The organism is Campylobacter sp. RM15925, from assembly GCF_012978775.1.
GTDB classification, from domain to species: domain Bacteria; phylum Campylobacterota; class Campylobacteria; order Campylobacterales; family Campylobacteraceae; genus Campylobacter_A; species Campylobacter_A canis.
This window is the reverse complement of record NZ_LIWP01000001.1, coordinates 134,317-148,698: the sequence shown is the minus strand read 5'-3', so window position 1 is coordinate 148,698 and position 14,382 is coordinate 134,317. Positions and strand designations below refer to the sequence as shown.

Genomic DNA, 14,382 nt, shown 5'->3' with positions numbered 1-14,382 from the left:
AACTATTTTTGAAATACAAAGCTGCTCCACTCGTTTTCGCTCTTGCTCTCAACAAGCTTAAGCGACAAGAAAGCATCTAAAATTCGCTCTTTATACTTATCAAGCACACCCGCTAAAATAAGATAAGAGCCATTTTGAAGTAATTTTATCAAATCATTTTTTAATATTAAAATAACGTCGGCTATTATATTTGCAACTACCACGTCATACTTTTCATCCAAATTCGATATAGAACCGGTCCAAATTTTATTTATCTTAACGCCGTTAAGATCGGCGTTTTGTCTTGAACTATCTACGGCTTGCTCATCCGTATCGCAAGCATCAACTACGCATCCAAGCTTTGTCATAACTATGCTTAATATCCCGCTTCCACATCCCACGTCTATAGCTTTCATGTCGCTTTTGGCATATTTTTGTAAAAATCCCACGCACGCATTAGTACTCTCGTGATGTCCCGAGCCAAAGGCAAGAGCCGGATCGATTATGATATTAGTAAAACCGTCTTTTGGCTCTTCCCAGCTTGGATGTATATAAATTTTATCTATTAAAATAGGCTTAATGTTTCTTTTGTATTCGTTTATCCAGTCTTTGTTCTCTTTTGTTTGTAAATTTATCTCAAGATCAACATTATGTCCTAACTCTTCAAGCTTTTTAGCAAATTCCTTTAAACCGAATTCTATCTCATCAAGCTCGTTTTCATCGCGAATTATAAAGCCGTCTTTAATCTCTTCAATACAAGTTATACCAAACAAAAAAACAAGATCACGCAAAAGCTCGCAAGAGCTTTTTGAAACTACGGTAAGTTCGTAAAATTTATCTTTTAAAGCGGAATTTTGCATTAGCCAAGAACGTCTTCAAGCTTCTCTTTTAATACCTGCGGCGTAAAAGGCTTAACGATATAGTTATTTACGCCCGCTTTTAGAGCTGTTATAACCTCCGCTTTACCGCCTTCTGTCGTAACCATGATTATAGGCATATCGACATATTTTTGCTCTGCACGCACTTTTTTTACAAGTTCAAGCCCGTTCATTTCAGGCATGTTCCAATCTGTTATAAGTATTGCTATATCATCATTTTGACCAAGAATTTGCCAAGCTTCAACTCCGTGCTCAGCCTCTAAAATATCAGCGTGTCCGAGCCTTTGAAGGGTATTTTTTATAATTCTTCTCATTGTAGAACTATCATCTACTACCAAAATTTTCACAATAACATCCTTTTTTAAATTTGCCCCATTTTATCAAAATTTTTGTTTAAATAAACTTTAAACGTTATCTTGCAAGCCTGAAAGCCTCTTTTAGATCAATCCTTCCTTCATAATAAGCCTTGCCTATTATCACGCCGTAGATTCCTCCCGTCTCTTTAAGTGCGGTTATATCATTTAAATCCTTAACGCCTCCACTTGCTATCGTATCTATGCCGCTAGCAAGGGCCATCTCTTTTGTAAATTTTACATTTACGCCCTCAAGCATTCCGTCTTTGCTGATATCGGTGCAAATTATCGCTTCGGCTCCCGCTCCTGCAAATTCACGCGCAAGATCGGTCGCTTTCATATTTGACACGTCAGCCCAGCCCTCAGTCGCCACATAGCCGTTTAATGCGTCTATGCCTATTGCTACCGGGTAAATTTTAGCCACTTCTTTTACGAAATTTGGATTTTTAAGTGCGATTGAGCCTAAAATCACTCTTGAAATTCCGCTGTCAAGATAGCTTTTTATACGCTCTTTTGTGCGGATTCCTCCACCTAGCTGGATCTTTAAATTCGTAGCACTAGCTATCTTTTCAACTGTTTTTAGGTTTATCGCTTCTCCGGCAAAAGCACCGTCTAGATCAACCACATGAAGCCATTTTGCACCCAAATTTTCAAATTCTTTCGCAAGCTCTTCAGGGTTATTGGAGTAAATTTTAGCAGTTGCCATATCTCCCTTGCTAAGTCTTACCGCCTTGCCCTCTTTTAGATCGATAGCAGGAAAAATTTCCATCACAACCTCCCGAAATTTCGTAAAATTTTAAGCCCCGCGTCGCTGCTTTTTTCAGGATGAGGCTGAAATCCGTAAATATTATCCGCGCAAACCGCACTTATAAACTCATATCCGTATTCACTTTTTGCAAGAGCGAATTTCGGCTCGCAAACCACGTGATAGCTATGCACGAAGTAAAGATACTCGCTTGCGCCTAAATTAGCATTTAAAGCAGTTTGACGAGTGAAATTTAAACCGTTCCATCCGATATGAGGGATCTTAAGAGGAGTTTTAAATTCCGCCTCATTAAATTTCTTAACTCTCCCGCTTATGAGCTCAAGTCCCTTGCTAACGCCAAATTCATCGCTCTCATCAAATAAAAGCTGCATGCCAAGGCAAATTCCCAAAAACGGCTTGCCGCTTTTGGCAAATTCTCTTATCGCCTCATCCATATTAAGCTCTTTTAGTCTATTCATCGCTAAGGCAAACGCCCCGACTCCCGGTAAAACAGCCTTATCAAATTTAGCCAATTCATCGGCACTTTTTACTAATTTAGCCTCAAAGCCTACGAATTTAAAAGCATTTACAACGCTTTGTAAATTTCCTGCTCCATAGTCAATGATACAGATATTTGAGCTCATTGAACGCTCTTTTGCCTAACAACGGCAAGATAGACGCTCAGCGCTATCATAAGCATAGCAACGCCGCCTATTAAGTAAATAGCGTTGATGATGTGATCAGGCGCGGTTATGGCGTATTTAAAGACTAGCATAAGCGCCTCTATGGCAAGCGCGATGATGATAGATCCGATAAACCTAACCATTGTCTTATACATGCCCGTATCGTCATTTTGCCCGCCCTTGCCAAGCACCTCTTCTTCAAAGATCGCCTTAACCAGATCAAATATCGCTAAAGCAAGCGTTAAAACGATAGTTGATTCAAACATCTCCTCGACATTTATCAGCATAAAGCTCTTTGATAAAAAGCTCTCCACTCCGTAATAAAACAAAAACGAAGCCACCATAAAAAGCGCAATCGCAAAAGCGGTATAAACAACTTTTAAAAATTTACCGAAATAGCTCTCAACCGCACCGGGACTTGCCAAATTTAGAATTTTTTCAAGCGAAATATCTATGCAGGCTACGAATTTAAGCTCGTTTTTATCATCATATATCGGTGTTGAAGCCGTTACGCAAAGCTCGTTAGTAAGCGTAGAAGGATACGGATCCGTTAGCACGCAACGCTTTTCGCGAACGGCTCTATAATAATAAGCCTTATTACTTCTATCTCCGCCCTTGCCCTCTATGTAGCTTGGGTTTAGGCTGATTGAGTTTTCAAGCTGAATGCCGTTTTCATCAAGCACGTAAAACGCGTCAAATTCCTCTATCTCGTGAGCTATCTTATCAAAGCCTTTGTTTATAGCCTCCAAGCTAACGCCGGGCAGTTTGTTTGGCAAATTTCTGCTAAAAAGATAGCACAAATACGCTCTTGCCTTGTATCTAATGTCCGAAAACCTCTGAATGTCCTTTATAACCAACTCTATCCTTTCGTATTTAGCGCGTGATTAAACTCGGGCACGATCTCTTTTAGCTTGCCCGCTATATCAGCGCAATTTAAAAGCTCTTTTATATCGTTATTTAGCTTAGTTAAATCATAAATTTGAGATTTAGTTACAAAAATCGACTCAAATTTCGTCCTTGCGTCAGCCTCGTTTATCAGCAGCTCCTCATATAACTTCTCGCCCGGTCTAAGCCCTACAAATTCGATACCTAAGTGCTCTTTGTTTGAAAGAAGCAACATCTTTTTAGCAAGATCGACTATCTTAACGGGCTCGCCCATATCAAGCACAAAGAGCTCTCCTCCTTCGGCTATCGAGGCTGCTTGAAGGACAAGCTGGCAGGCTTCTGAAGTAAGCATGAAATATCGAGTTATATCAGGATGAGTAACCTTTAACGGCTGATTTGCCGCGATTAACTCTTTAAATTTCGGTATGACGCTACCGCTACTTCCAAGCACGTTTCCAAACCGCACGCAAACGATCTCGGTTTTATCTGGCGAATTTGAATTTAGAGCGTATAGCTCACAAACTCGCTTCGTTGCGCCCATGATGTTTGTCGGGCGAACGGCTTTATCAGATGAGATGATAACCACTTTTTTAACGCCAAATTCAAGCGATAGATCAACTACGAATTTTGTGCCCAAGATATTGTTTTCAACAGCTGATTTTGGATTTTGTTCGCAAAGAGGCACATGCTTATAGGCTGCCGCGTGGATTACGATTTCCGGTTTAAATTCGCTAAAAACCGGCTTAAGCTCATCAAAATTTGTGATATTTATCATCTTGCTTAGGGTTTTATCGCTGTTTGTCGTCTCGCCTATTTGATAGAGGTTATATTCGCTATGATCAAGCATTATAAGCTTTTTAACGCCAAATTTCAGACACTGCTTGCAAATCTCGCTTCCTATACTTCCGCCCGCACCCGTTACAAGCACAACCTTGCCTTCTAAAAATTCCCTTACGGCTTTCTCGTCTAAATCCTTTGGCTTCCTTGCAAGCAAGTCTTCAATAGAGATATTTTTAATAGGCTCATTTCCAAAAAGAGAGAAAATTTTAATATCGCGAATTCCATACTCGGTAAGCTCGTCAAAGAGCTCTTTTAGCTCTTCTTGAGGCAAGGCAAGGGCGATAATAGCCGTTTTTACGTTGTATTCTTTTATTAAACTTGAAATTTTACTCTTTGGCTGCACCAAAAATCCGTCGCAATAAGTCCCCACAAGCTCGCTTCTGCCGTCAACTACACTGGTAGCGTAAAGATCGGCATATCCTTGCCTAAGTCCTTTTAATACGTGCAACGCCTTTGAAGTAGCGCCTATTACGATACAAGGCTTGCTTGTGTCGTCTTTTTTGGAAAAGTCAAGAAACATCCGCTTTGAAATTCTTAAGCTCCCAACAAGCAAGCAAGATACGATAGCATCGATTAAAACTACGCTTCTTGGGAAAGGATCAAAAAGATCATAAAAGCTAAAAAACAGAGCGAAAAACACCAAAATCGTGCAGATATGCACAAGGAAAATTTTCCTAGCTTCATTAAGTCCGAAAAATCTCCAAGGCACTTTGTAAATTTTAAAAAGCCACATAAAAAACAGCTTAAGCAAGACAACGGTAACCATCGCGATATACAGGCTTGTTTTAAAAAATTCAGGTATCACGCCACTAAATCTAAGCAGATACGCCGCATAAAAACTTCCCACAAATATCGCAATATCAAAGCTTAAGAAAAATATCAGCCTTTTTAGCTTGGTTGCTTTAAACATTATAAATTTTTCCTTACTATCTTTACTACTCGCTCAAATTCATCTTCGCTCATAGCAGTACCACTTGGCAGGCAAATTCCTCTTTCAAACATATCTTCACTAACTGAGTTTATAAAGCTAAGAGCTCCTTTAAACACGGGCTGCATATGCATAGGCTTCCATAGCGGACGGCTCTCTATACCCTCTTTACTAAGAGCTTGTATAACTTTTAAATGAGTGCCCTTTTCTTTAAAAAGAGCGGTCGTTAGCCATCTGTTGCCTCTTGAATTTTCAAGTTCGGGCATGAACTCAAGCTCGCTTAAAGCCTCTTGATAGCGAGCGAAAATTTCTCGCTTTTTAAGCACTCTGCTTTCTAAAACCTCCATTTGAGCCACACCGATAGCGCCCAAAACGTTACTTAAGCGGTAGTTATATCCGTAGTCCTCATGCTCGTAATGCAAAAATGGTTCTCTAGCCTGAGTCGAGTAAAACCTAGCCTTTTTAACCGGCTCATCATCTCCTACAAGCATACCGCCGCCTGAAGTTGTTATGATCTTGTTGCCGTTAAAGCTATAAACTCCAAGCTCGCCAAAACTTCCAAGCGCTTTATCCTTATAAAATCCCCCAAGAGCTTCTGCCGCATCTTCTACTAAAGCAATGTTTTCATTTTTACAAATTTCACAAATTTCATCCATCTTGGCAGCCTGACCATAAAGATGTGTAAGAACTAGGGCTTTTGGCTTTTTAGGCAAATTCAAAATCGCCTTTTTAAGTAGCTCTGGGCTTAAATTCCAGCTCTCATCGCTATCTATAAAAACGGGTGTCGCACCCTGATATAAAATCGGTGAAACCGAAGCCATAAATGTAAAGCTTGAAGCAAGCACGAAATCGCCCTGAGCTACGCCAAGCACCCTAAGCGCCAGATGAAGCCCCGCAGTCGCCGAGCTAAGAGCTAGCGCACTACTTACGCTTGCATACTCCTTGACGCTTGCTTCAAATTTATCCACAAATTCGCCAAGCGGAGCGATGTAATTGCTCTTAAAAACCTCATCTATATACTTTTGCTCGTTTCCACTCATATGTGGCGGACTTAAAAAAACTCGCTTCATAATTAACTGCCTTAATCTAAGTTTTTGCTAATTCTGGCGGGATTTCCATAAGCTAAAACATTATTTGTTATATCCCTTACCACAACGCTTCCTGCGCCTATTACGGAATTCGCACCGATCTTAATGCCCTGAATCACGCAAGAGCCTATACCAACATGCGTAAGATTACCTACCTCTACGCCGCCTGCAAGCGCTACGTTTGGGCTGATGTGCGCAAACTCGCCGATTACGCAATCATGCTCGATAACCGAAGCGCTATTTATGATAGCACCTTGCTTGATCACTGCGCGTGCGTTTATAACGGCATTTGGCATAACAACCACTCCACGACAAATTTTTGCACTCGTGCTTATAACCGCGCTTGGATGAATGAGGCTAACTACGTTAAATCCCGCTTCACAGACTAAATTTTGCAAATTTTTGCGTGCTTTATTATCACCTACTCCTATAATGATGTCGGCTTTTTTTAACTCAGGGCTAAATTTAAGTATATTTACGCCGTTAAATTTTGCATCATCAAGAAATATAACCTTCTCATACCCGCACTCTGCCGCGATATCTGCGATAACCGCAGCATGGCCGCCACATCCGTATATATAAATCTCAGTTGGTTCCATCAAATTTCACCGTCGTAGCCTCTCCGGCTTTGTTTATATCGTTTCTTTTAAGAACTTTTTTTATTGTTAAAAGTGCGATTTTAGCATCTAGCATAAGGCTTAAATTTCGCACATATTCTACGTCGTATCTAAATTTTTGCTCCCAGCTTATGGCGTTTCTGCCGTTAATCTGCGCAAGGCCTGTTATACCGGGGCGCACATCATGTCTTTTAGCTTGCTCTACACTGTAAAGTGGCAGATACTCTATAAGAAGTGGCCTAGGACCGATAAAGCTCATATCGCCTTTTAGCACATTAAAAAGCTGCGGAAGCTCGTCTAGGCTAAAGCTTCTTATCATTTTGCCGAATTTATTAAGCCTTAACTCATCGCTTAAAAGCTCTCCGCTCTCATCTCTTTTATCGCTCATCGTTTTAAACTTATAAATCTTAAAAATTTTAGCATTTAGTCCCGGGCGAGCCTGAGTAAAAATCACATCTTTACTAATCTTAAAATATATAAAAATTCCCGTTGCAAGCATAATGGGAAATGTTAAAGTTATCAAAAAAACTGAGCCCAAAATGTCTAAAAATCTTTTAAAACACGCCCTATACATCTATAAATTTCCTATAAACTTCAATGTATTTTTTAGCTATCTCTTTTTCGTCAAACTCCCTAACCGCCATATCCCTGCCACTTTGCCCGAGCCTTTTAGTTAAACTCTCGTCATCAAGCAAAATTTCTATCTTTTTAGCTAGATCGCCGGAATTTTTAACTTCGCAAAGAAGTCCGTTTACCCCGTCTATGATAGCCTCATTGCACCCGCTAACATCACTTGCCACAACCGCTCTGCTCATACTCATAGCCTCTAATACCGTTCTTGGAAAGCCCTCTTTATAGCTTGGAAGAGCTAAGATATAAGATGATTTTAGAAGCCTAGCCACATCATCTCTTGCTCCAAGATACTTTACGCTTCCGCCCTTTAAGAACTCTAAATTTGCAGTGCTTTTGTTGCCGTCAAAGCCCTCTCCGACAAAGACGAACAAAGCATCCTTTCTGTCTTTTAAAATTTCAGCCGCTTCGTAAAATTCGCGCACGCCTTTATGCCACATGGCTCTAGCTATCATCAAAACTACTTTTTTGCCGCCAAAATCAATGCTTTGATACAAATTTTCATCAAATTTTGCCGTATCGACTCCGACACTTTTTATCTTTATAACCTTATCTTTATCTATCAAATTTTGGCTTAAAAAATATCTCGGATCGGCTTCATTTACGAAGATACAAGCATCGCTTAGCTTAAGAGCTTTTTTATAAAGCAACTCGATACTTTTTCTAAAAAGTCTTGTCTTTATGTCATCGTCTATGTAAAAGCTTCCAAGTCCTTCGACAAGATTTATTACTCGCTTTATGCCCGCTTTTTTAGCTGCAAACGTTCCAAATACGTTTGATTTGTGAGCTGAAGTTTGAAGGAGGTCTAAATTTAAAGAACGAAGAATTTCACTTAATTTTTCAGTGTTTTTAAATACTACAAACGGGTTTAGGCTGGCTCTATCAAGCTCGTAATAAACGCAGTTAAACTCGCTTTCAAGGCGAGTTGAGAATTCACCCTTAGGACAGATCGCAAAAACCTCATGTCCTAAATTTTGTAAAGCCCTCATGATAGGCGAGCGGAAGAAGTAAATGCTCATATCGGCGTGAGACAAAAAGCCTATTCTAGCCATAAAAAGCAACTTTATTTAAAATTCTCGCCGATATTCGCGCAAAGTGGTTCGCAAAGTCGCAAAGATAATTTGTATCTTTGCTTTGTTTGCTCATATCAGCTTGAGATAAAAAGCCTATTTTAGCCATGACTCATAGCTTTCTTTAAGATAAAACAGCCCGCAAGATAGCTCAAGCAAAATCTACTAAAATGCCTAAATTTCATCATCAAATTTCACTTTTTAAATTTTAGATACGATACATCAACTACTTTAACAGTTTATAAATTTTTACCGCTCCGTTTAAAAGCACAGGCTCAAACAACTCTTTATCGTAATTTTCAAAGACAAAAAGCTGCACGTAGGTCGAGTCTAAACTCTGCTTGTCAAGCACTAAAAATCGCCCGTAATCTTTCATATAAACTACATAAATTTTACCGTCTTTATCACGCTCAAATTTCTTTACTACAAGCTCTTCTTTTTCGTTATAGCTTGTTTCATAGTATGTGTTCATAGGTATCTTTTCGCCCACAAAGCTAAGCGTAGTAGCGTCATTTGATATGCTAAAGCCGTTACCGATATCTATCCTGTCTTTACTCAGCGAATAAGGTCTTCCTATATGAAAGAGTAGGTCTTCATACTTCTTGCCGCTACTTAGATCAAGACGTGAAAACTGAAGCGCCACCGGAAATATATGTATCATAGCATCGGGAAGATAATAATATATATCTCGCGTCTTGTTTGGTAGCTTAAATTCCTTATCGTTTAATGAGTTTAAAAATAAATTCACATCGGTAAAATTATATTCTTTCATCATTTGAGCTAAATTTGAGCCGAATTTCTCGCTAAATTTTCGCTCCGTGTACTCAACCTCAAGACGAGCCATATTTGCAGAAGCCCTCTGAGGCTCTCCAAGAGCGAAACTAACGGCGAAGTTATCCCTTCCAAGATGCTTACCGCCGTCAATTAGCGTCTTGGTATCGGCATAATAACGAATCGGATATCCATAGTCCCACCAAGCAAGCGTATAATCCTCTCTGCCTGCGATTTGTCCCAGCTTGCTTACGCTTTCAACCTCTTTTTGAACAAAAACGGTTGAGACCTTGTATCCGTATATGTGCCAAACACATGGTGCAAGCGCAACCAGTGTAATGCTGATTAAAGCAAGCCTACTTAAAATTCTATTTGATTTTACGGAGTTTATGATTAGGTAACTAATGCCGCAAGCAAACGCAAAAACAAGCGCAAAGATAAGATAAGAGCCGATCTTAACCTCGCTTGCAGGCATAACAAGGGCTAAATTTTGCCCAAATACCGGCAAACTTTCATTGATAGCGCCGTAAAATCTATCAAAATAAAGGCACAAAGTAGCGATAAAAACAGCCAAAGCGGCGATACAAAATTTCTTAAAATGCTTGCCGTCTTTTAAAGAATTTATACTCAAATTTAAGATATACCCAAATCCAAGCGCCATAACAGGAACGGCATAAACAGTAAATCTAAGACCTCCTTTAACCGCTAAAAATCCTAGCAAAAGCATAGGCGCAGCAAGCAAAAACGAACGGAATTTAAAAGCCATAAGCACGGTACCGATAAAAGCTACGATAAATGTAATCACATGCCCGCTGATACGCTGCGCAAAGGTGTCAAAAGGCACTATACTTGACTCTCTTATGGTTTGATTTACGTTGTAGTAATGAAATGTAAGCCCCGTGCTTTCGGCCACATCTCTAAAGATATAAAATTTAAGCTGAAAAATGATAGGCTTAAGCCCGCCGCAAGCCGCAAATAGGGCAACCGCACAAGCCGCTAGGATAGCGATTGTCTTTTTATTCCAAATTTCAGGCTTAAAATAAATCGCCGCATAAAGTGCGATAATAATGCTAAATTTAGGCACGTAATCGATATTTGTAAGTGCTATAATCATAAAAATAAGCGCTTCGTAATTTAGCTTATTTGTCCGATCAAATATCAAAGTATAGATCAAAAACAGACCTATCATCGCCGAATTTAACGAAAAAGAGCTGGGGTACCACCAGTTATAAATCAAAATAAAAACAGGGATATATATGAGGTTTGATCGCTGCTTGCTCTCAACTAGACGCACCATCGACCAAAGCACAAACACCGCAAGCACGATAACAAGCATATCCGTATCATAATACCCTGCCATAGTTCGGTTGTAGTAGCTATTTGCGATACTTGCAAGAAGTGCCGCTACAAAGCCGACCTTTAGCATGCCGTATTCGCGCGCTATCAAGATCACGGGAACAACGATAAGCGAGCTAAAAAACACACTCATATAAAGGATTATCGTCTCAAATTTAAACGGCAAAAAGCTAGCCAGCACATAAGTAAGCGATGATAGCGAGCGTCCGTAGTAGCTAAGGTCATTAGGCTGATGAAATCCGGCCATCATATCCCTTGCACCTTCGGCAAAAGCATAGCCGTCGTTAGTGCTTATCATAAGCTGATCGTTCCAAAAAAACGGCTCATAGGCACTTGCCCAATACACCCAATACATCCTGCAAAATACGCTAAAAGCAAATGCGACCGCGATCAGGAAAAACGTCTGCTTTGAAAACTGAATATTTTTAAAACCGTCTATAAATTTATTGCCCATCAATACCCTCTAAGTGCTCTATAAGCTGCTTAGCTATAGCAGTCTTGTCAAAATTTTTAATGCGATTATACGCTTTTTTTTCATAAGTTTTTCTCAAATTTTCATCATCTAAAGCTTTTTTCATCGCTTTTTGCATGGCTTTTTCATCATCCACACCTACCAAAACACCAAATTCATCATCGCCCAAAAGCTCTCTAGCGCCGCTTTTATGATCGGTTGAGATGATAAATTTCTCACACGCCAAAGCTTCAAGAAGCACGTTTGAAAATCCTTCAAAACGTGAAGCGCAAAGGAAGCATTGCGAATTTTTGATAAATCTAAACGGATTTTTGCTTACTCCAAGAAGCTTTACGCGATCTTGCAAGCCAAGCTCGTTTATAAGGCTTTCAAGCTCGGTTTTTAAATTTCCTTTGCCTAAAATTCCAAGTGTCGCTCGTTCGTCGTTTAAATTTGCAATTATTCTTATTAGCATAGCTTGGTTTTTACCGCTATCAAGCCTGCCGATATTTAAGAAAAACGGCTTAAAATCGCTATCAAAAGGCTCATTTGCAAGCTTTTTAATAAGGTCTAAATCAAGTGCATTGTATAGCACCCTTGTCTTTTTTGCATCGCAGCCAAAATTCTCTATAAGATCTTGCGCATTTCCCTGTGCATTTGCAAGGATTAAATCGGCTTTGTTGTAAAGTGCCTTTAGCAAAATTTTATTGGCAAATCCGCTAATTCCGCTACCATAAATAACCGAAGGAGAGCTTCGCTCGCTTATAACCATCCTGCCTTTAAGCCCCAAAACTCTAGCCATCAAAGCGATATAACAGGGGCGGTTCATCAGCACGAAGTGAGTATCTATCCTTAAATTTTCGCAAAGTTTTTTGTATTTAAAGGCTAGCTGCGGCAAAGCGAAAAATAGCCTAAAAAGCTTTAAAATTCCACCCTCATAAGGATCTGAGCGCTCTATGAAGTGGATTTTTACTTCACTTGGTATATCATAGGCTATAACTTCACTCATTAAGATTAGATGAATTTCATAGCTCTTTACAAGCTCGGGCAATAAATTTGAGACAACTCGCTCGGCTCCTCCCGAACCCATCGAATAAAGAAAAATCGCAAGCTTTTTCATTGTTTTAACACGTCATTAACGATTTTAAGCCAACTTCGGCGAAAATTTTCAAGCTTAAATTCGTCCTTTCTAGCTCTTGCGTTTATGATAAATTCTTGCGCCTTCTTCTCGTCATTTATCAAAATTTCAAGCTTTTTAGCAAATTCCGTCTCGTCGTTTAACCCGCATAAAAATCCGTCAAACCCGTCTTTAATAAGCTCGCTTGGACCGCATATACAATCAACCGAAATTCTCGCACAATCAAAAAATATAGCTTCTATTAAGATATTTGAAAGCCCCTCGCTAAGGCTTGTAAGAGCTACTATCTTGGCTCTTTGGTAGAAATTTTCTATATCCTTAACCGCGCCTGCAAACTCTATGCTAACGCTTTTTTCATCGGCTAAATTTTGATATTTTTGTATATTTCCTGCTCCGCAAACTACTATTTTATAGCCGTTTCGCCTGCTAGGCGGTATTAAAGCAAACGCGTTTATAAGAAATTCAAGACGCTTGTTTGAACTTAAATTTGAAGGAAAAAGGATGATATTTTCTTTTGTTATCTTTTTGCCCCCGTCGCTTGTCATAAAAAACGGATTTTTGATGATGGCTGAGTGTTTAAGAGCGTAAAAATCATAATCGAATTTCGTTAGAAACGTTATAAAATCAGCCTTTTTATAAGCTAAATTTACAAGGGTTTTGCTTAGTAAATTTTTGTGATTCGTATGATTTCCATGCTCTGAAATGATGAGCTTTGAATTTGCTTTGGCAAACGCCAAAGGATAGGCTCCAAAGCCCGCAAAGCTGATAATTAGATCGAATTTATTTTTTGCAAAAAATTTCTTAAACTCTAAAAACGAATTGCGCAAAAAACCGCTCGTTTCAAGGTTTAAATTTGTCATTTCAACATCGTCAAAAAATCCCTCTTGATCACTTTTAAGTACGCTTAATACGCTTACTTCAAAACCTTCATCAACAAGTGCGTCATAGACCGCACGCGCTACTTTTATGCTGCCTCCAAGCATATTTATATAAATCACCAAACAAATTCTAGTGCCTTTCAAGCAGAGCCCTTCAGCCAAAGTCTAAATTTACTAAGCGATATAATCAAAGAGCGAGGAAATGGGCTTAAAGCAAGCATCACAAGCGCTTCTTTAGTCGGTTTTGCGCGAATACTTTTAAATATAAATTGATACATTTTTTTATACTCACCGCCCATCTTTGCATAGTAAGCAGCGGTTTTATACAAGATAGCTATGCGATTAGGATCTGTTTGAGGGGCTTTTTTTATAAGCAAATCAGCCATAAGAGCGTAGCCTTTCATAATACTAAGCGGTCGCTTAAGTGCGTTTGTCGTAACACTATCATCTCTTTGAAACCTGTAAATTCTAACGGCTTCATGAAGATAATATGCAGGAAAATCAAAAAGATATATCCAAAGTGTATTTTCACTACCGTATAGACCCTTTTCAAAGCGTCTATCGCCGATGGCTTCGCGTCTAAACATAACTAAAAATTCGCCTCTTATCTTGCCGTCATAATAGTCTTGCTTATTTATCTCTTGGCTTTTTTCAAGCCCAAAGCCTGAAAATTTCTCTGTTTTTTCGCCGTTAATCTCATAATAGCAATTCGCCCAAACGCTATGATAGCCCAAATTTAGCACGCTTACCATCTTGGATATCGCGCCTTCAAGCAACAAATCATCATCATCAAGTATCACGAAAGCATCGCCAGTTGATTTGTCAAAACCGTTGTTTTTATTGCCGTTTGGTCCGCGCTCGTAAGTTTGATTTGTGAAGTATTTTACGCACTCGAATTTAGCCTCATACTCTTTAGCAAGCTCGCTTGTGCCGTCATTTGAGTTATCATCGGTAATCACTATCTCTTTATTTTCATAACCTTGTGCTAAAGCGCTTTTTAGGGCTAACTCAAATAAATTTTTACGATTATAAGTGGGTATGATTATGCTAACTTTTAAATTTTTGTTCATAAATCTCCGTCTCAAAATATAA

At 39.2% G+C, this 14,382-nt stretch carries 14 protein-coding genes; all 14 read right to left on the bottom strand.

The window, feature by feature from the left end:
* Positions 1-2 precede the first annotated feature (2 nt).
* The 14 genes from CDOM15925_RS00770 to CDOM15925_RS00705 all read right to left on the bottom strand — a co-directional run bounded on the left by CDOM15925_RS00770 (position 3) and on the right by CDOM15925_RS00705 (position 14,360).
* Positions 3-839, bottom strand: a complete 837-nt coding sequence (locus CDOM15925_RS00770) for a 50S ribosomal protein L11 methyltransferase (RefSeq protein WP_169940108.1) — start codon at positions 837-839, stop codon at positions 3-5.
* Positions 839-1,204, bottom strand: coding sequence for a chemotaxis response regulator CheY (locus CDOM15925_RS00765; protein WP_169940107.1), 366 nt, complete (start codon positions 1,202-1,204; stop codon positions 839-841). The genes CDOM15925_RS00770 and CDOM15925_RS00765 overlap by 1 nt, the downstream gene beginning before the upstream one ends.
* Before the next feature lie 64 nt (positions 1,205-1,268).
* Complete coding sequence (gene hisA / locus CDOM15925_RS00760) at positions 1,269-1,979, bottom strand: 1-(5-phosphoribosyl)-5-[(5-phosphoribosylamino)methylideneamino]imidazole-4-carboxamide isomerase (RefSeq protein WP_169940106.1); 711 nt, start codon at positions 1,977-1,979, stop codon at positions 1,269-1,271.
* A complete protein-coding gene (hisH, locus tag CDOM15925_RS00755) occupies positions 1,979-2,599 on the bottom strand; it encodes an imidazole glycerol phosphate synthase subunit HisH (protein ID WP_169940105.1) in 621 nt (206 codons plus the stop codon). The genes hisA and hisH overlap by 1 nt, the downstream gene beginning before the upstream one ends.
* On the bottom strand, positions 2,596-3,495 hold the full coding sequence (locus CDOM15925_RS00750) for a PDC sensor domain-containing protein (protein ID WP_169940104.1): 900 nt from the start codon (positions 3,493-3,495) through the stop codon (positions 2,596-2,598). Before CDOM15925_RS00750 ends, hisH begins: the two co-directional genes overlap by 4 nt.
* Before the next feature lie 2 nt (positions 3,496-3,497).
* Positions 3,498-5,273 carry a nucleoside-diphosphate sugar epimerase/dehydratase gene (locus CDOM15925_RS00745; RefSeq protein WP_169940103.1) on the bottom strand — a complete coding sequence of 592 codons (1,776 nt, stop codon included), beginning with the start codon at positions 5,271-5,273 and terminating at the stop codon, positions 3,498-3,500.
* The gene (gene pglE / locus CDOM15925_RS00740; protein ID WP_169940101.1) at positions 5,273-6,361 is read right to left on the bottom strand and encodes a UDP-N-acetylbacillosamine transaminase; all 1,089 of its coding nucleotides are present in this window, start codon (positions 6,359-6,361) and stop codon (positions 5,273-5,275) included. Before pglE ends, CDOM15925_RS00745 begins: the two co-directional genes overlap by 1 nt.
* An 11-nt stretch (positions 6,362-6,372) precedes the next feature.
* Entirely contained in the window at positions 6,373-6,978 is a 606-nt protein-coding gene (locus CDOM15925_RS00735) for an acetyltransferase (protein ID WP_169940099.1), read from the bottom strand.
* Positions 6,965-7,570 carry a sugar transferase gene (locus tag CDOM15925_RS00730; protein ID WP_169940097.1) on the bottom strand — a complete coding sequence of 202 codons (606 nt, stop codon included), beginning with the start codon at positions 7,568-7,570 and terminating at the stop codon, positions 6,965-6,967. Before CDOM15925_RS00730 ends, CDOM15925_RS00735 begins: the two co-directional genes overlap by 14 nt.
* Positions 7,563-8,678: a glycosyltransferase family 4 protein gene (locus CDOM15925_RS00725; RefSeq protein WP_169940095.1), complete on the bottom strand. Its 1,116-nt coding sequence runs from the start codon at positions 8,676-8,678 to the stop codon at positions 7,563-7,565. Before CDOM15925_RS00725 ends, CDOM15925_RS00730 begins: the two co-directional genes overlap by 8 nt.
* Before the next feature lie 244 nt (positions 8,679-8,922).
* Positions 8,923-11,277: an STT3 domain-containing protein gene (locus tag CDOM15925_RS00720; RefSeq protein ID WP_169940093.1), complete on the bottom strand. Its 2,355-nt coding sequence runs from the start codon at positions 11,275-11,277 to the stop codon at positions 8,923-8,925.
* Positions 11,267-12,394: an N-acetylgalactosamine-N,N'-diacetylbacillosaminyl-diphospho-undecaprenol 4-alpha-N-acetylgalactosaminyltransferase gene (pglJ, locus tag CDOM15925_RS00715; protein WP_169940091.1), complete on the bottom strand. Its 1,128-nt coding sequence runs from the start codon at positions 12,392-12,394 to the stop codon at positions 11,267-11,269. Before pglJ ends, CDOM15925_RS00720 begins: the two co-directional genes overlap by 11 nt.
* Positions 12,391-13,434: a glycosyltransferase gene (locus tag CDOM15925_RS00710; RefSeq protein WP_169940089.1), complete on the bottom strand. Its 1,044-nt coding sequence runs from the start codon at positions 13,432-13,434 to the stop codon at positions 12,391-12,393. Before CDOM15925_RS00710 ends, pglJ begins: the two co-directional genes overlap by 4 nt.
* Positions 13,431-14,360 carry a glycosyltransferase family 2 protein gene (locus CDOM15925_RS00705; protein WP_169940087.1) on the bottom strand — a complete coding sequence of 310 codons (930 nt, stop codon included), beginning with the start codon at positions 14,358-14,360 and terminating at the stop codon, positions 13,431-13,433. The genes CDOM15925_RS00710 and CDOM15925_RS00705 overlap by 4 nt, the downstream gene beginning before the upstream one ends.
* Between the last annotated feature and the right edge of the window lie 22 nt (positions 14,361-14,382).

Excerpts from the sequence above, each read along its gene's own strand:
- pglJ (WP_169940091.1), bottom strand. The coding sequence starts at position 12,394 with ATGAAAAAGCTTGCGATTTTTCTTTATTCGATGGGTTCGGGAGGAGCC.
- hisA (WP_169940106.1), bottom strand. The coding sequence starts at position 1,979 with ATGGAAATTTTTCCTGCTATCGATCTAAAAGAGGGCAAGGCGGTAAGA.
- pglE (WP_169940101.1), bottom strand. The coding sequence starts at position 6,361 with ATGAAGCGAGTTTTTTTAAGTCCGCCACATATGAGTGGAAACGAGCAA.
- CDOM15925_RS00705 (WP_169940087.1), bottom strand. The coding sequence starts at position 14,360 with ATGAACAAAAATTTAAAAGTTAGCATAATCATACCCACTTATAATCGT.
- CDOM15925_RS00745 (WP_169940103.1), bottom strand. The coding sequence starts at position 5,273 with ATGTTTAAAGCAACCAAGCTAAAAAGGCTGATATTTTTCTTAAGCTTT.
- hisH (WP_169940105.1), bottom strand. The coding sequence starts at position 2,599 with ATGAGCTCAAATATCTGTATCATTGACTATGGAGCAGGAAATTTACAA.
- CDOM15925_RS00770 (WP_169940108.1), bottom strand. The coding sequence starts at position 839 with ATGCAAAATTCCGCTTTAAAAGATAAATTTTACGAACTTACCGTAGTT.
- CDOM15925_RS00735 (WP_169940099.1), bottom strand. The coding sequence starts at position 6,978 with ATGGAACCAACTGAGATTTATATATACGGATGTGGCGGCCATGCTGCG.
- CDOM15925_RS00720 (WP_169940093.1), bottom strand. The coding sequence starts at position 11,277 with ATGGGCAATAAATTTATAGACGGTTTTAAAAATATTCAGTTTTCAAAG.
- CDOM15925_RS00730 (WP_169940097.1), bottom strand. The coding sequence starts at position 7,570 with ATGTATAGGGCGTGTTTTAAAAGATTTTTAGACATTTTGGGCTCAGTT.
- CDOM15925_RS00725 (WP_169940095.1), bottom strand. The coding sequence starts at position 8,678 with ATGGCTAGAATAGGCTTTTTGTCTCACGCCGATATGAGCATTTACTTC.